Annotated in this window: 20 protein-coding genes; 5 read left to right on the forward strand and 15 right to left on the reverse strand. The window is 68.0% G+C overall.

The genetic code is table 11. The features are described from left to right. Window positions 1–199 precede the first annotated feature (199 nt). Entirely contained in the window at window positions 200–901 is a 702-nt protein-coding gene (locus tag ACFSJG_RS24305; RefSeq protein WP_378487781.1) for a FadR/GntR family transcriptional regulator, read from the forward strand. A 144-nt stretch (window positions 902–1,045) separates the two neighbouring features. Next, a complete protein-coding gene (locus ACFSJG_RS24310; RefSeq protein WP_378487782.1) occupies window positions 1,046–1,807 on the forward strand; it encodes a crotonase/enoyl-CoA hydratase family protein in 762 nt (253 codons plus the stop codon). A 66-nt stretch (window positions 1,808–1,873) separates the two neighbouring features. On the opposite strand, the gene ACFSJG_RS24315 is transcribed toward ACFSJG_RS24310, so the two are convergent. The 4 genes from ACFSJG_RS24315 to ACFSJG_RS24330 are packed head-to-tail and all read right to left on the reverse strand — an operon-like array spanning window position 1,874 to window position 5,466. Beyond that, window positions 1,874–3,070 carry an acetyl-CoA C-acetyltransferase gene (locus tag ACFSJG_RS24315; RefSeq protein WP_378487783.1) on the reverse strand — a complete coding sequence of 399 codons (1,197 nt, stop codon included), beginning with the start codon at window positions 3,068–3,070 and terminating at the stop codon, window positions 1,874–1,876. Between the two features lie 13 nt (window positions 3,071–3,083). After that, window positions 3,084–3,536 (reverse strand): MaoC family dehydratase, encoded by a 453-nt coding sequence (locus ACFSJG_RS24320; RefSeq protein WP_378487784.1) that lies wholly within the window; start codon window positions 3,534–3,536, stop codon window positions 3,084–3,086. 3 nt (window positions 3,537–3,539) lie between these two features. Continuing rightward, entirely contained in the window at window positions 3,540–4,301 is a 762-nt protein-coding gene (locus ACFSJG_RS24325; RefSeq protein WP_378487785.1) for a GntR family transcriptional regulator, read from the reverse strand. Window positions 4,302–4,311: 10 nt separating this feature from the next. Continuing rightward, window positions 4,312–5,466 carry an acyl-CoA dehydrogenase family protein gene (locus tag ACFSJG_RS24330; RefSeq protein ID WP_378487786.1) on the reverse strand — a complete coding sequence of 385 codons (1,155 nt, stop codon included), beginning with the start codon at window positions 5,464–5,466 and terminating at the stop codon, window positions 4,312–4,314. A 238-nt stretch (window positions 5,467–5,704) separates the two neighbouring features. On the opposite strand from ACFSJG_RS24330, the gene ACFSJG_RS24335 reads away from it, so the two are divergent. Genes ACFSJG_RS24335 through ACFSJG_RS24345 form a run of 3 tightly spaced genes read left to right on the forward strand, consistent with a single transcriptional unit; the run spans window position 5,705 to window position 8,371 of the window. Next, window positions 5,705–6,553, forward strand: coding sequence for an HpcH/HpaI aldolase/citrate lyase family protein (locus tag ACFSJG_RS24335; protein ID WP_378487787.1), 849 nt, complete (start codon window positions 5,705–5,707; stop codon window positions 6,551–6,553). A gap of 1 nt (window position 6,554) precedes the next feature. Continuing rightward, window positions 6,555–7,550, forward strand: a complete 996-nt coding sequence (locus ACFSJG_RS24340) for a MaoC family dehydratase (RefSeq protein ID WP_378487788.1) — start codon at window positions 6,555–6,557, stop codon at window positions 7,548–7,550. Between the two features lie 29 nt (window positions 7,551–7,579). Beyond that, window positions 7,580–8,371 (forward strand): SDR family NAD(P)-dependent oxidoreductase, encoded by a 792-nt coding sequence (locus ACFSJG_RS24345; protein WP_378487789.1) that lies wholly within the window; start codon window positions 7,580–7,582, stop codon window positions 8,369–8,371. Window positions 8,372–8,472: 101 nt separating this feature from the next. Here the strand turns inward: ACFSJG_RS24345 and ACFSJG_RS24350 are convergent, their stop codons facing one another. From ACFSJG_RS24350 to fabG, 11 genes are all read right to left on the reverse strand, one after another. Beyond that, window positions 8,473–9,234, reverse strand: coding sequence for an SDR family NAD(P)-dependent oxidoreductase (locus ACFSJG_RS24350; RefSeq protein WP_378487790.1), 762 nt, complete (start codon window positions 9,232–9,234; stop codon window positions 8,473–8,475). Between the two features lie 11 nt (window positions 9,235–9,245). Next, entirely contained in the window at window positions 9,246–10,085 is an 840-nt protein-coding gene (locus ACFSJG_RS24355; protein WP_378487791.1) for a mycofactocin-coupled SDR family oxidoreductase, read from the reverse strand. Window positions 10,086–10,117: 32 nt separating this feature from the next. Beyond that, on the reverse strand, window positions 10,118–10,999 hold the full coding sequence (locus tag ACFSJG_RS24360; protein ID WP_378487792.1) for a DUF6282 family protein: 882 nt from the start codon (window positions 10,997–10,999) through the stop codon (window positions 10,118–10,120). Between the two features lie 111 nt (window positions 11,000–11,110). After that, window positions 11,111–12,397 carry a TRAP transporter substrate-binding protein DctP gene (gene dctP, locus ACFSJG_RS24365; RefSeq protein ID WP_378487793.1) on the reverse strand — a complete coding sequence of 429 codons (1,287 nt, stop codon included), beginning with the start codon at window positions 12,395–12,397 and terminating at the stop codon, window positions 11,111–11,113. 179 nt (window positions 12,398–12,576) lie between these two features. After that, window positions 12,577–13,362, reverse strand: a complete 786-nt coding sequence (locus ACFSJG_RS24370) for an SDR family NAD(P)-dependent oxidoreductase (RefSeq protein WP_378487794.1) — start codon at window positions 13,360–13,362, stop codon at window positions 12,577–12,579. Between the two features lie 130 nt (window positions 13,363–13,492). After that, the gene (locus tag ACFSJG_RS24375) at window positions 13,493–14,596 is read right to left on the reverse strand and encodes an acyl-CoA dehydrogenase family protein (protein ID WP_378487795.1); all 1,104 of its coding nucleotides are present in this window, start codon (window positions 14,594–14,596) and stop codon (window positions 13,493–13,495) included. Window positions 14,597–14,648: 52 nt separating this feature from the next. Continuing rightward, a complete protein-coding gene (locus ACFSJG_RS24380; RefSeq protein WP_378487796.1) occupies window positions 14,649–15,908 on the reverse strand; it encodes an acyl-CoA dehydrogenase family protein in 1,260 nt (419 codons plus the stop codon). A 5-nt stretch (window positions 15,909–15,913) separates the two neighbouring features. Then, on the reverse strand, window positions 15,914–18,268 hold the full coding sequence (locus ACFSJG_RS24385) for a CaiB/BaiF CoA transferase family protein (RefSeq protein ID WP_378487797.1): 2,355 nt from the start codon (window positions 18,266–18,268) through the stop codon (window positions 15,914–15,916). Window positions 18,269–18,358: 90 nt separating this feature from the next. Further along, on the reverse strand, window positions 18,359–18,499 hold the full coding sequence (locus tag ACFSJG_RS24390; protein WP_378487798.1) for a hypothetical protein: 141 nt from the start codon (window positions 18,497–18,499) through the stop codon (window positions 18,359–18,361). A gap of 45 nt (window positions 18,500–18,544) precedes the next feature. Beyond that, window positions 18,545–18,694: a hypothetical protein gene (locus tag ACFSJG_RS24395; protein WP_378487799.1), complete on the reverse strand. Its 150-nt coding sequence runs from the start codon at window positions 18,692–18,694 to the stop codon at window positions 18,545–18,547. Window positions 18,695–18,835: 141 nt separating this feature from the next. Continuing rightward, the gene (gene fabG / locus ACFSJG_RS24400) at window positions 18,836–19,576 is read right to left on the reverse strand and encodes a 3-oxoacyl-ACP reductase FabG (RefSeq protein ID WP_378487800.1); all 741 of its coding nucleotides are present in this window, start codon (window positions 19,574–19,576) and stop codon (window positions 18,836–18,838) included. Window positions 19,577–19,620 lie beyond the last annotated feature (44 nt).

The following is a 19,620-nucleotide window of genomic DNA, read 5'->3' on the forward strand; positions in this document are numbered from 1 at the left end:
CCACGAACGAGGGCGACGGTCCGGCACCGTGCACACGCCGTCCTCGTCGTGCCCGGGTCGCATCGAGGACTCCGACCGAACCGGGCACGGCGAGGCAAGAATGGCCGGCCGAGCCCGGGTTGTAGGATCGAGCCCTCAACAGCACCGACCGGGGAGGGACACTGTGCCGGGCAGATCCGATCGGCCTGAGAAGACCGCGATGATCGTCGCACGCAGAATCGTCTCCGAGATCGCCAAGAAGGGCTTGCGGCCCGGCGACCGGCTGCCTCCCGAGCGGGTGATGCTCGAGGAGTACGACGTCGGCCGGGGCACCCTGCGCGAGTCGCTGCGCTACCTGGAGCTCTCGGGGGCGCTGTCCCTCAAGCCCGGTCCCGGTGGCGGCCCGACCATCGAGAAGCCCGACTCCTCGAATCTGATGAACAGCATCGCGCTGCTACTCCAGTTCGAGAACGCCTCGCTCGAAACCCTTCTCGAGGCCCGAGTGGGCCTCGAACCCATGAACGCCCGCCTCGCGGCAGAACACATCTCCGCCGAGCAGTTGGCCGCCTTGCAGTCGTCGGTCACCCGGATGAGCGAGAACATCAAGGATCTCGACACGTTCTACGAGACGAGCAAGGAGTTCCACGATGGTTTGGCATGGGCCTCGGGCAACCCGTTGCTCAGCTACCTGATCGATGCACTGGGCAGCCTCTTCGCGAATCCTCAGCTCACGGATTACTCACTGCGGCACCGCAAGGCCGATCTGGCGGCACACATCGAAGTCCTCGACGCCCTGACTGCGGGCGACCCCGACCGAGCCGAGACCACCATGCGCGCCCACATGGTGGAGATGGCCGCCCAGCTACGCAAGCATGCGGCGCCGATCCTCGCGCAGCCCGTGGCGTGGAAGGTCGCCCAGTAGCGGGACCCCTCTCCTCGACGCGAACGCCTGCCTCACAACACTCCCGAAGAACCCTGTGTGTCAACTGGACACATCATGCCTCCGTCTCGTCACCTATCATTATCATAGTTATATGTAATTGGCTTCCGACGAGAGACATTCACGATGACCGACGCAGTTCTGCTCGAACCACGCGATCGCACACTGGTGATCACGATCAATCGACCCGACGCCCGCAACTCGATCAACGGCGAGGTGAGTCGCGGCCTCGCCGCCGCCGTCGACATGCTCGACGGCGAGCCGAGCCTGTCCGTTGCCGTACTGACCGGAGCGGGCGGAAACTTCTGTTCAGGAATGGATCTCAAGGCGTACCTGGCCGGTGAGACGATCCTCGTCGAGGGCCGCGGGCTCGGCTTCACGACCCGTCCCCCTGTCAAACCGATCATCTCCGCCGTCGAGGGATTCGCCCTCGCGGGTGGCACCGAGTTGACCCTGGCAACCGATCTCGTGGTGGCATCGAGCGACGCTCGGTTCGGCCTGCCCGAGGTCAAGCGTGGCCTCGCCGCCGGTGCGGGAGGCCTGCTCCGCCTGCCGAACCGCATGCCGTACGCGAAGGCGATGGAACTCGCGCTCACCGGCGACAGTTTCACCGCGGCGGAGGGCTACGAGTACGGCCTCGTAAACCGTGTCACCGAGCCCGGCGAGGCACTCACCGCCGCACTGGAATTGGCGTCCCGCATCACCGCGAACGGTCCCCTCGCCGTAGCCGCAACGAAGAAGATCATCGTGGAGGTCGCGGGCTTGGCCGCCGATGCGGCGTTCGACCGGCAGCGTGAGGTGCTGGTACCGCTGTTCGCATCCGAGGACGCGAAGGAAGGGGCCAGGGCGTTCGCCGAGAAGCGCGCGCCGGTCTGGCAGGGCCGCTGACCGCAGCCCCTCGCGCACGCAGGCCCTGGATCAGTCCCGCCCCGGGGCCTGCGTGCGTGTCAGCGATCAGGCGGACGTGACCGACGCGGCCATGCCCTGACCGCCACCGATGCACATGGTCAGCAGCGCCCGCCCGCCACCGCGGCGCTGCAGTTCGTGCAGCGCGGTGGTCAGCATGCGAACCCCGGTGGCGCCGATCGGATGGCCGAGCGAGATGCCGGAACCGTTGACGTTCAGCCGTTCCCGGTCGCCCCACCCCCAACCCTCGAGGACACCGAGGACCTGGCAGGCGAACGCCTCGTTGAGTTCGACGAGGTCGAAGTCCGCGAAGCGACGTCCGGTGCGCGCAAACAGCTTCTCCACCGCCGGGACCGGGCCGAGGCCCATCAGTGCGGGATCGCAGCCCGCGGCCGTCCAGCCTTCCAGGAACCCGATCGGCTCGAGCCCCAGCTCGTCGAGCCGATCCTCGGACACCACGAGAACCGATGCGGCGGCGTCGTTCTGCTGGCTGGCGTTGCCCGCGGTGACCACCCCGCCGGGTGTCACCGCCCGCAGCGTGCCGAGCAACTCCACGGTCGAGCCGGGACGGATCCCCTCGTCCCGCGCGAACGTCGTCACGTTCCCCTTGCGGTCGGTGATCTCCACCGGAACCACTTCGGCATCGAAACGCCCTGCCTCCCAAGCCTCGTGGGCACGGCGATGACTCTCGGCGGCGAGCGCGTCGGAATCCTCCCGGGTGATCCCGTACTTGGTCGCCACGTTCTCGGCGGTCTCGATCATTCCGCTGATCCGCCCGAAACGCCACTCCGGCTGCGACCGCTCCCGACCGCGGTCGAGTCGATCGAACAACTGCAGGCCCCCGGACCGGGCGCCCCAGCGCGCGCCGGTGGTGTAGTGCTCGATGTTGCTCATCGACTCGACGCCACCCGCCAGGACGACGTCCGCCGCACCGGTCTGCACCATCATCGCCGCAGTCACCAGCGCCTGGAGTCCGGTGCCGCAGCGGCGGTCGGTCTGCAATCCGGCGACCGAGATCGGCAGGCCCGCATCGAGTGCCGCCCAGCGGCCGATGCACGGGGCCTCCGAGCTCGCGTACGACTGCCCCATCGCGACGTCGTCGATGAGTTCCGGGTCGATCCCGGACCGGGCCACGGTCTCCTTGATCACCGTGGTGGCCAGGGTGACGGCAGGCACGTCCTTGAGTGCGCCGCCGAATCGTCCGACCGCGGTCCGGACGGGGGCGACCAATGCTGCGCGTGTCATGTGAAGTTCCCTCTCAGTCGACGAGGACGCGGATGGTCTCGGCGACCAGCGCCGGACGCTCCGCGCCCTCGATCTCGATCGTGTACACGGTGATCAGGTTGGCGCCCTTGGGTGTGCGCTCGACAGACTCGATACGGGCACCGCACCGGATCCTCGAACCCACCGGCACGGGCGCCGGGAAGCGGACCTTGTTGGTGCCGTAGTTGATCTTCATGCGGACGCCGTCGACGTCGAAGATCCGGTTCCCGAGTGCCGGGAGGAGCGACAACGTCAGATAGCCGTGCGCGATCGTCCCGCCGTACGGTCCCGACGCCGCCCGTTCGGGATCGACGTGAATCCACTGGTGGTCGTCGGTCGCGTCGGCGAACGCGTCCACGCGTTCCTGGGTGACCTCGATCCAGTCGCTGTAGCCGACGTGGTCTCCCACGGAGGTCTCGACCTCGTCGATTCCCTGGAATACCTTCATGATTCACAACTCCTCTCGTTGCGGCGGTCGATGGTGCTCGTCCCGCCGAAGGGTCACGCGATACGTGTAGTGCTCCGGCAGGAAGAAGCTCACGGACAACTCGGTCGCCTCGCCGAGTCCGTCCGTGTACAGCCGGTCGACCCGGAGCAACGGATGACCCACCGCACAGCCCAACTCGTCGGCCACCGTCGCGGTCGCGGACGCGACCGTGATCGACTGGGCTGCCTCGGCGATCGGACTCGCCAGGTGTGGTTCGAGCAGGCCCATCACGGTGTTTCGACTCCTCGCTCCGGCGGCGAGTTCCGGAGCCGAAAGCAGGTGAGCGGCCACCGCATCGGGCAGGTACACGGTGGTGTACGCGAACGGGACCGTGTCGTGCAGGCGGCGCAGCACCACCGAGTGCAGAAGATCGGTGTCCAGCCGGAGCCGGCCGGCGGCGTCGATGTCGACCCCGCGCCGCAGCGGCGCGAGGATCTCCATGGTGGTGTCCGAGGCAAGTTCGAGCAGGTCCTCGATCGATCCGAGCTGGCGACGGTAGCGGCGACCCGTCTCGTCGACGAAGGTCCCGCGCCCCGGAACGCGATAGACAACACCGTCCGCGACGAGGTCCGCGAACGCGCGCCGCACGGTCTGTCGGCTCACCCCGTGTGCGAGCGCGAGTTCCGCCTCGGTCGGCAAGCGGACACCGTCGGCGTACGCGCCCGACGCGATGCCGTCACGCAGCTGGCGGGCGAGCTGCGCGTACGCCGGCTCGGTACCGTTCATGCCACGGCGGTCACAGTCCGCCGCGGGCCACGAGCTGACCGGCGATGACGTTGCGCTGGATCTCGTTGGTGCCCTCGCCGACGATCATCAGCGGGGCGTCGCGGAAGTACCGTTCGACGTCGTACTCGGTGGAATAGCCGTACCCGCCGTGGATGCGGACCGCGTTCAGCGCGATCTCCATCGCCACCTCCGACGCGTACAGCTTCGCCATACCCGCCTCCATGTCGCAGCGTTCGCCTGCGTCGTACTTCTCCGCGGCGAATCGGGTCAGCTGCCGGGCGGCGGTCAGCTTCGTCGCCATGTCGGCCAGGTAGTTGCCGATCGACTGGTGCTTCCAGATCGGCTGCCCGAAACTCTCCCGCTGCTGCGCATACGCCAACGAGTCCTCCAACGCCGCCGCCGCCACACCCAACGCCCGGGACGCCACCTGGATCCGGCCCGTCTCCAGGCCCTTCATCATCTGCCCGAAACCCCTGCCCGCCTCGCCGCCGAGGATCGCGGTCGCGGGGATCCGGTAGTTGTCGAAGGAGAGCTCGCAGCTCTCTACGCCCTTGTAGCCGAGCTTGGGCAGGTCCCGCGAGACGGTCAGGCCGGGACCGTGCTCGACGAGCACGATCGAGATGCCACGGTGCCGCGGGGTCGCCGCGGGGTCGGTCTTGCACAGCAGTGCGATCACACCGGAGCGGCGCGCGTTCGTAATCCAGGTCTTCGCGCCGCCGATGACGAGGTCGTCGCCGTCGCGCTTGGCGGTGGTCGTCATTGCCTGCAGGTCGGATCCGCCACCCGGTTCGGTGAGCGCCATGGTCGCACGGATCTCGCCGTTCGCCATCCGCGGCAGGTACGTCTGCTTCTGCTCCTCGGTGCCGAACAGTCCGATCAGCTTCGCGACGACGGTGTGCCCGCCCATCGCGCCGGACAGCGTCATCCAGCCGCGGGCCAGCTCCTCGGTGACCTGGACGTAGCAGGGCATCGACACCGGGGCGCCGCCGAACTCCTCCGGGATCGCGAGTCCGTAGATGCCGATCTTCTTCATCTGCTCGATCCACTGCTCGGGGTACTCGTTCGCGTGCTCGACCTCCTGCACCCGCGGTTTCACCTCGCGGTCGACGAACTCGCGCACCGTCTTCACCAGGAAGGCTTCTTCGTCGTTCAGGTAGTAGCTCACGCGGGATGTCCTCACCGGGTAGCGGGCTCACCGAGCCCGAGAGAATTTGTACGGCCATAGTCGGCCACCAAAGAGACAATGTCAATCATGATAAGCATTGACATGGTCTTTGCGTGGCTGGAAGACTCCGTCTCGTTGGCATCGGGACGGCCCGACCGGACACGGCAAGGGCCGCCGATCCACCACATCGGCAGCACATTTGTGCACGTCAGCACACTATCGAGAGGGAACCCGTCCCGTGAGAGAAGTACGTCGACGAGCGGCCCTCGTCGCCCCCGGCTCCGACGACCGCAAGGCCCGCAAGGCCTTGGCGAGCAGCGCCGACGAGGTGATTCTCGACCTCGAGGACGCGGTGACCACTGCGCTGAAGGACTCCGCCCGCGCCGCCGTGTCGGACCTCGTGCGCGAGTACGGCGCAGGCCGCGCCGTCTCGGTCCGCATCAACGGGCCCGACACCCACTGGTTCACCGAGGACCTGCGGGCCTGCGCCGCACTCGGTGACGTCCTCACGTCGGTGGTGATCCCCAAGGTGGAGTCACGCTCCGTGCTGGTTGAGGCCGATGCCGTCCTGGCCGAGGCGGGCGCCGCCACCCTGCCGGTGCAGGCTCTGATCGAGATGCCGGCCGGGATCGGCGACATCGACGCGATCGTCACCGCGCCGCGCCTGACGACAGTGATCATCGGGTACGCCGATCTCGGTGCCGCGCTGGGCCGTTCACGGACCGCGACTCCCGAGCAGTGGCTGTACGTCCAGGACCGCGTCCTGCACGCCGCACGCGCAGCGAAGGTCCAGGTCGTCGACGGCCCCTTCCTCGGCATCGCCGACGACGAGGCCTTCCGCCACGCCGCACGCTGGGTCGCCGACCTCGGCTTCGATGGCAAGTGGGTCATCCATCCGGCCCAGATCGTCACCGCGCAGGAGACATTCACCCCGACGACCGACCAGGCCGACCAGGCTCGACGCGTCCTCGCCGCGCTGGAGGAGGCGGAGGCACGCGGAGCCGGAGCCGCACAGCTCGACGGTCAGATGCTCGACGAGGCGGTCGCGGTCGCCGCCCGCCGCACGCTCGCCCAGATCGGAGCCTGACGTGACAACCACCCGCGCGGTCGGCGGGCCGTACTTCGACGAGTTGACGGTGGGCGAGGTGTTCGACACCGCACCGGGCGTCACCCTCACCGACGGGATCGCCGCCACCCACCAGGCGATCGTCGGCGACCGCCTGCGACTGCCGCTCGACGCCCACCTCGCCACACTGGTGGCGGGCGGACCGGTGGCGCATGCGGGTCTCGTCACGGACATCGCCATCGGGCAGTCCACCCTTGCGACCCACCACGTCAAGGCCAACCTCTTCTACCGCGGCCTGCGGTTCCACCGGCTCCCCCTCATCGGTGACACGCTGTACACCGCGACCGAGGTCGTCGGGCTCAAGCAGAACTCGGCGAAGCCCGGCCGGGCGGCGACGGGCCTTGCCGCGCTGCGCATCAACACCACCGATCAGCGTGGCGATGTCGTCCTCGACTTCTACCGCTGCGCGATGCTGCCGCTGGAGCCCGGCGCGGATCCCACCCTCCCCGGACCCGCCGACGACCTGTCCGCGATCGGCCCGCAGGACCCGCCGCAGTGGGCCGCCCCGGCGGGGCTGGACCTCGGCGCCTACCGGGAGCGGGTGCCCGGCACCCACTTCGACGTCGACCTCGTCGGCACGGTGTTCACCTCCAGCGGCGACGTCGTCACGAGCGCACCGGAACTCGCGCGCCTCTCCCTCAACATCGCAGCCACCCATCACGACGAACGGGTCGGCGCGGCCGGGCGACTGGTGTACGGCGGCCACACGATCGGCATCGCGCTGGCCCAGGCCTGCCGAGCACTGCCGAACCTGGTGACCGTCCTCGGCTGGCAGTCGTGCGACCACACCGGGCCCGTGCACGAGGGCGACACCCTCACCAGCGAACTGCACGTCGAGTCCGCCGAGGCACTCGCCGCCGGCGGGGTGCTCCACCTGCGTTCCCTCGTCCACGCCCATCGCGGCGGCGAAACGCCGGCGCCTGTGCTGGACTGGCGCTTCACCGCGCTGTTCGCCTGATCCACAATCACTTCCGAAAGGCAACTTCCATGAGCAGCACCGGACGTCTGGCCGGCAAGATCGCACTCATCACCGGCGCGGGGTCGGGCCTCGGTCGCGCCTCGGCGCTACGGTTCGCCGCCGAAGGCGCTGCCGTCGCCGTCGTCGACCTGGATCTGGCAGCGGCGGAGTCGGTTTCAGCCGAGATCACCGCCGCGGGTGGACGCGCACTTCCGGTCACCGCGAACGTCACCTCCGACGCCGACTCCCAGCGCATGGTGGCCGAAACCCTCGCCGAGTTCGGGCAACTCGACATCGTGTTCGCGAACGCCGGTGTCAACGGCTCCGGCAACGCGGCCGACACGACCGAGGACGAGTGGGACAAGGTCATCGCCGTGAACCTCAAGGGCGTGTGGCTCACCTCGAAGTACGCACTCCCTCACATGATCGAGCGCCGGACGGGGTCGATCATCAACCAGGCCAGCATGGGCGGCCTGATCGGTCTGCCCGGGATCTTCCCGTACACCGCGGCCAAGGGTGGTGTGGTGGCGATGACGAAGCAGATGGCCGTCACGTACGGGCCGGACAACGTCCGCGTCAACGCGATCTGCCCCGGCACCATCCCGACACCGCTCGTGTACCAGTCCCGCGTGGACCGCGGTGCCGCGACGCCGGACGCGGATCAGGTGGCGCTCGACGCCGACGCCGCCGCCCGGTTCCCGCTCCGCCGCCTCGGCACCCCCGACGATCTCGCGTCGGTGGCGCTGTTCCTCGCCAGCGACGAGGCCGACTGGGTGACCGGCGGCATCTACACCGTCGACGGTGGCCGCAGCGCGTTCTGACGCGCCCCTGATCCGGTCTGCCGCCCACTCCCCCGCTCGGCTGAGTGAGCACGACGAAGGGGGAGGCACCACGGTGCCTCCCCCTCCTGTCGTGGATCGATCTACTGGGCCGTCATCCCGCCGTCGGCCGTGATCGTCGAACCCGTCATGTAGGAGGATTCGTCGGAGATGAGGAACGCGATCACAGCGGCCATCTCGTCGACCTCGGCGCGGCGTCCGAGCGGCGTGCGGTCGAGTGCGGTGCTGGTGACGCCACCGCATTCGCGGGCCTTGCGCGCGAGTTCGGTGTCGACGACCCCGGGGCACAGCGCATTCGCACGGACACCACGGTCGGCGTAGCCAACTGCGATGGAGCGGGTCAGGCCGAGGACGCCGGCCTTCGACGCGTCGTAGCTGCACGTGTTGGTGTTCGCGGAGACCACGGACGCCACGGAGCCGATGGTGACGACGGACGAGCGCGGCGCCTCGAGCATGTACGGCAGTGCCGCGCGGACCGCGAGGAACGAGCCGCTCAGGTTGATTCCGATGACGGCGTTCCAGTCGTCGAACGACATTTCGTGCACCAGTGCGGAACGCGCGATGCCGGCACAGGTGACGACGCCGTCGAGGCCGCCGAGCTGCGTGGCCGCTTCCTCGACGGCGGAGCCGACGGACTCCTCGTCGGTGACGTCGGCGGACACGGCGACGGCGGTCCCGCCCGCAGCCGCGATGTCCTCGGCCAGCTTCTGAGCCGAGGCGATGTCCAGGTCGAGGATCGCGACGGCTGCGCCCTCCTCGGCGAGGCGGCGCGCCGCCGCGCTGCCGATGCCGCCGGCGCCGCCGGTCAGGAGGACCTTGCGTCCATGGTTTCGTGTCGTGGTCATTTCAGTGTCTCCTAGCTGATCCGCAGGCCACAGTCGACGGGAATCGAGATGCCCGTGACGTAGCGGGCCTCCTCGGATGCCAGCCACAGCACCGCGTTGGTGATGTCCTCGGGCTCGACCCAGGCGATGTCCATGACGTTGCGCCCACGGGCGCGCTCGCGCAGGTCTTCGATCGTCGGGTTCTCCAGATCCGGGCAGAACACGCGGAGTGTGGACTCGCTGAAGAGCATGTCGGTGCCGACATTGCCGGGGTGGACGGCGTTGACGCGAATGCCCTGTCCGCCGTACTCGGCGGCGAGGGTCTGCATCAGGCCGATGACGCCATGCTTCGACGCGTTGTAGTGCGCGACGTTCCTGGAGCCGTTGTACGTGACGACGGAACTGGTCAGGACGATGGACCCGCCGCCGGTCGCGAGCAACTGCGGGATCGTGGCCTTGGTCGTCTTCCACACGCCGGTGAGGTTGACGTCGATCATGTCCTGCCATTCGTCCTCGGTGAGGTCGATGGTCGGGCGACAACCGCAGATGCCCGCGTTCGCGCAGACGATGTCGAGGCTGCCGAACTGCTCGACGGCGTCGGCTGCGGCGGCGTCGAGCGCGGCCTGGTCTCGGACATCGACCTTGCGCGTGATGATCCGGCGGCCGGTCTCGGCGACCAGCCGGGCGGTCTCGGCGAGGTCCTCTTCGGTCGCCATCCCGTAGGTCAGAGACTTGATGTCCTCACACGCGTCGGTGGCGTAGATGTCGGCACCCTCACGGGCGAGCCGCAGTGCGTGCGAACGCCCCTGTCCGCGTGCGGCGCCCGTGATGAAGGCAACCTTGCCGGCGACCCGGCCCTCTCCCAGTGTCATGCCAATTCCTTTCCCGCTGATATCAAATCGATCTACTTCATCCCCAGCAGAAGTGCCGGGTTGTCACACGCCATGACTCTGAGATCGGCTTCGGCCATTCCCTCGTCCCAGAGCGCGTTGACATACGTGCCCAGCCCCGCTGCGGGGTGGGGGACCTTCGTGGTCCACCCGTAGTCCGTTGCCAGTACCGACTTCTCGGGTCCGATCCTGCGCATGGCCGCGACCACGGACTCGAATGTCGACGGCTCACCCATGCAGGTGTGCGCCGCGAACTCGATGTAGGCCCCGAGTTCGGCGAGTTCGGCGACCTCCTGCACGGTCAGGCGCGGCCCGGTGGTCGCGTGCAGTGCGTGCGTGACGATGACCTTGCCGCGGCCTGCATACTCCCTCGTGACCGCGAAGTGCTCGGCGGTCGACACGTGGCCGGTGGCGAGCACCGCATCGTATTCGGTGATGAGATCGAGGATCTGGCGGACCTCGGACAGCAACTCACCGTCCGCGTCGATGACGCGGATGCCCTCGTCGACCCCGAAGAACGTCCGCACCTTCGCCGGAGCGTCGGACACCGCGGACAGGGTCGGGAGCCAGACCACCTGGGCACCACCCCGCAGTGCACACTCGACGGCATGGGGGTTCAGGCCACCCACGGGATGGTCGAGGCAGATGCCGGCGATCGACTTGACCTCGGGCACCGCCTGGTTCGCGAAATGCGCGGCGATGGTGGACGGGAACTCGTGTGCTTTGAGGACGATGGCCCGCATACCGTGGTCCGCAGCTTCGCGGGCCGCCTGGACGGGGTCGACGCTGTGCGGCGACTTGACCACGTGCTCGACCAGGTGTTCCGGGCCGAAGTGCGTGTGCATGTCGATCGCACCGTCCAGTGCAATGTCGACCGATCCCGAATTGCGTTGCACCATAACACCGTTCTTCCGATCAGGGCAGAGCGCAGCGCCGTGCGCTCCCCCACGTGAAACGCCCCGGGACGAGGGGTTGCCTCGCCCCGGGGCGACCGTCCGCCCGAACCGTCAGGCGGGGCGCTTGTCCAGGAGGATCTCCTCGTAGACCCGCTTGACGTACGGGTCGATGTCGATCTTGCCGGGGGCGTACCACTCGGCGAAGCCGTTGTAGTCGGTCTCGTTCGTGTAGCCGAGTTCCTCGACGATCCTGCTCCACTTGTCGGACGACTCGCGCGCGTTCGTCACGAAGCCCTCGCCGTCGGACAGCGCAGGCTTGTCGGCGATGGCGTCGACGATCTTGTCGTTCGCGTTCTGCAACGCCTCCCTGGCGTCGGGGGCGAACGGCGTGACCTCACCACCGTACTGCTTGATCTTCTGCACGGAATCAACGGTGACGGGCCAGATCTTGCCCTCGATGCTTCCGGCGATGAAGACGTCCAGGCGGTCCCACAGGAGTTGCTGTGCAACGAGCGGGAGCCCCGCCCAGACGTCCTCGTTGATGACCATGTTGCCGGTCGGCACGGCCAGACCCGCCTCGGGATCGATGACGGTGTGCGGGGCAACCTCGACGATGCCGCCGATCGCCGCAGCCGACGGGCTGAGCATCGAGCAGTTGATGACGCCGCGCTGCAGGGCCTCGTAGGCTTCGGTGTAGGCGACCGACGTCGGGGTGGCTCCGAGCGCCGTGACCTGCTCGGTACCGGCGGTGCTGCCGACCGACACGCTCTTGCCCGCGAGGTCCGCGAGCCCGGCGCGGGGCTGGGAGCAGAACAGCGCGTTCGTACCGGCGTTGTAGGCCGGCATCATCAATTTGAGACCCTTGTCCTCGAACTCGGACACGATCTCCGGTGTCGAGAACGCGACCTCGGCGGGCCACGCGTTGGACTGGAGAACTCCGGTGACCACGCTCTGGTCCGACAGCACGCTGGCATCCAGCAGTGCAGAGGCGGCGGGGAACTCCTTGGGCTCGTACACGGTCAGGACCTGGCCGATGTCGAGGCGGCCGTCCTTGACGGCATCGTCGATCTCGGTGGCCTTGGCGATCGCGTCCGAGTAGGCCAGATCGAAGGTGATCTTGCCGCCCGACCAGTCCTCGACGGCAGCGACGTACGCCTCGACGAACGATCCGCCGACGGAACCCTTGGTGCCCGGCGACTGCGTGTGCAGGACGATGGGATCGACGTCGGCGAACGCGGCCTGATAGTCCGCTTTGGTGGCGCCGTACTCGACGCCCTCGCCGCCACCGCCGGCTCCGCCGGAACCGGATTCGGCGCATCCCGCGAGCGCGAGCGCGCCCACTGCGGCAAAGGCACCGACACGGGCGAATGCGCCTGTGCGGGTGAAGAACTTGGTCACTGGATCTCCCTTTGAACGAACGAATCCCTGGCGCGTCCATGCGAGCTCGACACGCCAACGTGGACCGGGCCACACGAATCATCTCGAGTGAGCCGCCTCACGTTTATAGTGCTAATCATGCGCCTGAATTCCCGCCCTGTCAAGGCCCCGGTATCCGAAGCGAAACGTAGGCGTGGCTGCTACTCGGCCGTGACTCCGCCGTCGACGAGAATCGCCTGCCCGGTCACATACGACGCATCGGAGGAGGCGAGAAATGCTACGACAGAAGCGATTTCCTCGGACTCGCCGTACCGGCCGAGCGGAACCGGCAGCGGCTTCGACGGGTTGCGCACCGTCCCGGTCGTCGGCACGATCGCGGCCGTGTTCGCGGTCAGGTTCGTCCGGACCGCACCGGGGCACACGCTGTTGACACGAATCCCCTTCGGCGCATACTCGACCGCCAACGTCTGCGTCAGCATCTTCACGCCACCCTTCGATGCCCGGTACGGCGCGAGGCCACCCTGGGTCGCCACGAACGACGACGTCGATCCACAGGTGACCACAGCTCCTCGACCGAGTCGCAGCATCGACGGCAGCACCGCCTGGACGGTGAAGAACGTGCCGCTGAGGTTGATGTCGAGCACCCCGCGCCAGTCCGCCTCCGTCACCTCGTGACTGTCGAGGCGGGCACCGCTCACGCCGGCCGCGGTGAACACGATCCCGATCTCGCCGAGCTCCGCCACCACGCTCTCGGCGACATCCCTGAGCGCTCCCGCATCCCGGACGTCCGCGACGTACGACCGAGCGTTTCCACCCGCCTCCACGATCGCCAGCGCCGTCGCCTCGGCGGCATCGGCATGTACGTCGACGACGGCAACGGCCGCACCCTCCGCCGCGAGGCGGATCGCGGAGGCGGCACCGATCCCGGAACCACCGCCCGTCACCAGTGCGATCTCGCCGTCCATCCGGCGCATCGTTGTAGTCATCCTCTTCTCTCCGTTCACAAATCCGGCCGGCGGGCGGCGGCGCCGTCGGCACACCGTGGTCCTACGCGAACCGGGTCCGACGCAGCCTCGCCGTGAGACTCCGTCGGACCCGGTTCGGACCAGAACACGTTCAGATGCCGACGAGGTCGGCGAGCAGTCTGGTGTGGTGAGCGTTGTTCCCGAGAACCGGTTCGACGGCCTTTGCCCGGCGGAAGTACAGATGCGGGTCCGCCTCCCACGTGAACCCGATTCCGCCGTGCACCTGAATGTTCTGGGAGGCACAGAACGTCAGGCACTCGGATGCCTGCGCCTTGGCCATCACCGCAATTCGGGGGAACTCGTCGTTGTCCTCGCCCGCGCACATCGACGCGTACATGACCGTCGCCTGCGCAGCATCGATCGAGATGGCCATGTCCGCGCACTTGTGCTTCACGGCCTGGAACGATCCGATCGGCCGATTGAACTGGACGCGCTGCTTCGCGTACTCCACCGCCATGTCCAGTGCGGCCTCGGCCGCACCGAGCGCCTCGTTGGCGAGCAGCGTCCGCAGGACGTTCACCACCCGGCCGATGGCCGCACGATCGGCCCCCAGGAACCGAGCGGGAGCACCGGCGAGGTCCACCGTCGCGAGCGGGCGGGTGAGGTCGAGCGACGGCTGAGCGGTCGCGGTGACACCGGCGGCGCCGGCATCGACGACGTAGAGGGCGACATTGTCCCCGGTCGGGACGAGGGCGGGAACCACCAGCAGGTCCGCCACGTGCCCGAACGGGACGTACTCGACGCGTCCGGTGAGCAGCGGTGCGGCCGGGTCACCGGCCGCCCGGACGGTCGCCGAGCCGACGAGGGTGTCCTTCGCACCGCTCAGCGCCAGGGTCCCGATCGCACGTCCGTCGAGCAGTGCGGGCAGCAGCTCGCGGCGCTGCACGTCCGTCCCGAGGCGGAGGATCGCCTCGATCGCGCCCGTGGTGGCGATCATCGGGACGGGTGTCAGTGCGCGCCCCAGTTCCTGTGCGACGATCGCCGTTTCGAGGAAGCTGAACCCGCCGCCGCCGAACTCCTCCGCGACGTGCAATCCCGGCACGCCCATGTTCGAAGCCAGCAGCTGCCAGGTCTCGGCATCGTGGCTGCGGCGCTCGGCGATCTCGCGGACGCGCGTGATCGGGGCACGTTCGGTCAGGAGCCGGCGCAGCGAGGCCCGGAACTCCTCCTGGTCCTCGTCGAAAGCGAAGTACACGATGATCTTCCGTTCTTCCGATCCGCCGCCGTGGCTGCGGAAAAGCGTTGGGTCAGGCGCTCTTGCGGCGCCCGATCTCCTGGAATGGGCCGCCGTCCAGTCGCGGTTCCTTCGGCAGCCCCAGCAGTTGCTCACCGATGATGTTCCGCTGGATCTGCGAGCTGCCGCCGTAGATCGTGGCGGCGCGGGCGTAGAGCGCGGTCTCCGTCCAGCAGCGCGACGAGTTGTCGGCACCCGGATTCGGGGTCACCAGCATGCCGTCGTTGCCACCGCCGGTCGGAGTCAGCGCCTCGAGCCCGAGGATGTCCATGCTCACCTCGGTGATGCGCTGGAAGAACTCACTCCAGATCACCTTCGAGAAGGAGCCGTCCACACCGTACGAACCGCCGTTGAGCAGCTTGGTCAGTGCCCGGTAGCCGCGAAACCGCATCATCTGCACGCGCGACCAGCACCACGCCAGTTCGCCTCGAATGCGCGGATCGGCGGTCAGGCCACGCTCGCGGGCCAGCTCGATGAGCCGCTCGACCTCACGGCCGAACCGGACGCAGTCGGTCGTCGCCCGCACTCCCCGCTCGAATCCGAGCAGGGTGTTCGCAGTGTTCCAGCCGCCGTTCACGCCGCCGAGGACATGGGACCTCGGCGTGCGTGCGTCGGTGAAGAAGACCTCGCTGAACGCGACGTAGCCGGCCGCATTGAGGATCGGCCGCACCTCGACACCGGGCTGGTCCATCGGTACCAGCAGGAACGACAGCCCCTTGTGCTTCGCCACCGTCGGATCGGTGCGGGCGATCACGAAGATCCAGTTCGCCTTGTGTCCCTGGGACGTCCAGGTCTTCTGACCGTTGATCACCCACTCGTCACCGTCGAGGACGGCACGGGTCCGCATCCCTGCGAGGTCCGAACCGGCTTCGGGCTCGGAGTAGCCCTGGCACCACGAGTGCTCGCCGGAGAGCATCCGGGGCAGGAAGTACTCCTTCTGCTCGTCGGTGCCGAGAACCGTCATGGTGTTGCCGAGCAGCTTGATGCCGAGGGTGTCGTTCTCGGTGCCGTCCGGCACGCCGAGCCGCATGAGCTCCTCGTTGAGCACCACCTGCTCGATGCTCGACAGGCCGCCGCCGCCGAACTCCTTCGGCCATGACACGGCGAGCAGTTCGTTGTCGGAGAGCACCTTTCGCCAGCTCGCCAGGAACTCGTCCTGTTCGGCCTCGGGAAGGGCGCCGATGCCGCGCCACCCGTCGGGCAGCTTCGACTCGAGCAGGGCCCGAACTTCGGTGCGGTACAGCTCCGCTTCCGCGGGGTACATGATGTCCATGGTCTCTACGATTCCTTTGCTGCGGCGGTGGGCAGCGCGCACACGGTCGCCATCAACGCGGCAATCTCGTCGGTGCCGTAGCCGAGTTCCCCGAGGATCTCGGCCGAGTGCTGGCCGAGTCGCGGGCTGCCGCCCTTGAAGCGACCGGGTGTGTCGGACAGGTGGATGACCATGCCGACCTCGCGTGACCAGCCGTACTCGGGGTGGTGGTGCTCGACGACGCGCTGCGACTCGAGTGCCCACTCCTCCCACAGCAGTTCCGGCATGATCGGGTGGTCGAGCGGAATCTCCACGGGAACGCGTTTGTCGTCGAGCAGCTTGAAGGCTGTGGCGCTGTCGAGTTCTGCGAAGCTCGCGGCGAGGACGCCGGCGAGCACATCGGCGTTCTCGGCACGATCCGCCGTCGTCGCGAAGCGGCTGTCGACGGTGAGGCCGAGCGCCGAGGTCAGTCGTTCGAAGGCGGCGTCACCGAACACGGCGATCGCGATCCACCCGTCTGAGGTGCGGTACAGGCGGTACAGCGGGGAGAGCCCGGTCTGCTCCGAGTCCAACTGGTGAGCGGGCACCGCGGTGCCGTCGAGGGTCGCGGAGTGCTCACTGATCACGAACAGACTCGAGTGCAACTGAGGGCTCTCCACGTACTGCGCCGCACCGGTGTTCGCGCGATGGTGCAGTGCGAGCAGGACGGTGACCGCACCGAGGAAGCCGTTGTAGAGATCCTCGTTGCCGATGACGCGGCGGATCGGTGCATTGCCCTCGCCCGCGCCCTCGAAGTTCAAGCCGACGAGGCCCGACACCAGCGGTGCGAAGGACTTGAGGCTCGACTTCGGTCCGGCGGAACCGAATCCCGGCAGGTAGGCGTAGATCAGGTTCGGGTTGACGGCCTTGAGCTGCTCATACCCGAGGCCGATCTTCTCGGCCTTGCCGGGACGGTAGTTCTGCATCACGACGTCGGCCTCGGCCACCAGTCGGTGCGCGATCTCCTGCCCCTCCGGGGTCCGCATGTCGAGGGCGATGTTGCGCTTGCCCCGGTTCGCACCCTCGAACAGGTCGCCGAGGGGCCGCATCTGGTCGCCGACGAGCGGTTCCACCTTGATGACGTCAGCACCGAGGTCGGACAGCAGCCGGGCGCCGAAACCCGTTGCGAAGTAGGAACTGAAGTCGACGATCTTGACGCCCTGCAGCGGCGCCGACACGGGTGCGCCACCCGGCTCCGGGGCCCACGCCGCGGAGCGCGAGAGGTCACCGATGCGTTCGTTGTGCTCGCCGGGGAACGGCGACCGCTCGGGCCCGGCCGGGGTGGACTTCTCGAACCGGATCACCGGACCGATCTGGCGGAGGGTGCCGTGCTCGTCGTCGGGCAGTTCGATCGCGACCTCGGCGAACTGCACCTGGTCGTCCTCGAAGGTCTCCTCCGGGTGCAGCACAGGGAGCGCGGCGATGTCCGCGGCGTGGAACAACTCGAGCCACTCGTCGCGGGGACGGGACCGGAACGCCTCCGGGACCTTGTTGCGGGCGATGTCGAGTTCGACCTCGTCGAGCGGCACGGCCATCTCGGGCCCGTCGATGGTCTGCGTCCGATCCCCGAAACCGAGTACGTCCATCATCCGCTTGTACGAGCCGGGGCCGCCGGTGTGGGGAATCAGCCACTTGCCGTCCGCGCACTGGAACGGATCGGTGATCAGTCGCTTGTTGCCGAATCCGGTCTGGGTACCGCTGCGCGCCAGGTAGGAGATGTCCTTCTCGTTCCACCACCAGTTCATCGAGGAGATGGCCAGCATGCCGTCGAGCAGTGACGTGTCGACCTTCTGGCCAGCGCCGTTGATCTTTCGCGCCCGCAACGCGGACAGGATGCCGATGGTGGTGACGAATGCAGTGCCGTACGAGACCGTCGGGTGACCCATGAAGATCGGACCCTCGCGGTGACCGACCTGCTCTGCCATCTGCCCGAGGCGTGCGTTGAGCAGTGCCTCGTAACCGGGACGGGACGCGAGCGGTCCGTCGTTGCCGTATCCGGTGACCGAGCAGTACACCAGCTCCGGGAACTTCTCGTGCAGCCGGTCGTAGCCGAGGCCGAGTGCCTCTGCCCCTCCACTGCCGAAGGACTCGACGAAGACGTCGGCGTCGGCGAGGAGCTGATCGGCGATCGCGCGGCCCTCTGCGCTGTGCAGGTCGGCCTCGACGCTCCACTTCCCGCGGTCGGTGGACTTGCGCAGTGCGGAGTTCACGTCGGCCGGGCCGCCGGGGCGTTCGAGTTTGACGACGCGGGCGCCGTAGTCGGCCAGCATCATCGTCGAGATGGCTGCAGGCATGCCCCAGCTCGCATCGATCACGACGAGTCCGTCGAGGGGACCAGCCATCTGAGCACTCCTTCTGTTACGTGACGGCCACACCGGCCGTCACGTGTCGGACAGCATTGCGGCACAGGAATTTCGGTGGGGCGGTGCGCCCTAGTCGGACGACGGGAGCGGCTTCGCCGTGAGCAGCTCCATCGGCGCGCCGTGGCACGCGAAGGTGCCCTCGCCCTTCTTGACGCAGATGACCTGGGTCTGACAGGTGCCACAGGTGTAGCGCTTGCCGGTCTCGTTCATTGGTGTCTCCTCGATGTCGTGACGGCTCGACGGTCTGTCGCCGGGTCAGCTGCCGGCGAAGATGACCTCGAGGGCGGCGCCGCAGCAGGTCAGCGCGGATCCTCCCGCCCTCGTGACGATCGCCTCGGTGCCGCAGCCGTTGCAGCGGAGCCGGCTTCCGTTGGCGGCTTCGGTGCCGGGGGTGGTGTCGGACATGTCCGCTCCTTCGCCGTGGTGTGCATCGAGCGGGACCACATCCCGCTCCGATGCGAAACGTTACTTAGTTCACTATAATCATAGTCATGGATTGTGAGCAAGGGGTTTCCAGGAACCTGGCGCTCGAGGCGCGACCACGCGTCACATGAGCCGGCCACCGGTCACCTCGAGCACGGTGCCGGTCATGTAGCTCGACATCTCGCCGGCCAGGAACAGGACCACCGACGCGATCTCGCTCGGTTCGCCCGCGCGGCCCAGCGGGATCTCCGTCATCTTCTGCTCCCAGATGCGTTCGGGCATGGCCTCGGTCATCGGGGTGCGGACCAGGCCCGGCTGCACCGCGTTGACGCGGACGTTCTTGAACGCGACCTCCTTCGCCGCGGCCTTCGTCAGGCCCACGATGCCCGCCTTGGCCGCCGAGTAGTTGGTCTGGCCGACCAGTCCGACCTTGCCCGACAGCGAGGAGATGTTGACGATGGAACCCGCCCCGTACTCGCGCATCCGATTCGCCGCCGCGCGGGTTCCGATCCACGCCCCCTTGAGATGGACCGCGACGATGTCGTCGAAGTCCTGCTCGGTCATCTTGCGCATCGTCGAATCCCGGGTCATACCTGCGTTGTTGACGAACACACCGAGGGGCCCGAAGGCTTCCTCGGCGGTGTCGATGACGGTCTCCACCGCGGCGCTGTCACGCACATCGCAGCGGACGAACCGAGCCACGTCGGCGCCGCCGAGTTCGGCCTCGGCCTTCGCGCCCGCCTCGTCGTTGATGTCGGCGACGACGACCTTCGCGCCCTCGGCGACGAAGGTCCGCGCGATCTCGAGCCCGATACCCTGTGCGGCCCCCGTGACGACGGCGACCTTTCCTTCCAACAAGCCCATTACCCGCTCCAATTCGTTTGTCGGTGAGTCCGTGTGCCGCGCCG

Origin of the sequence: Rhodococcus gannanensis (assembly GCF_042681175.1) — a bacterium.
Lineage (GTDB): Bacteria > Actinomycetota > Actinomycetes > Mycobacteriales > Mycobacteriaceae > Rhodococcus_G > Rhodococcus_G gannanensis.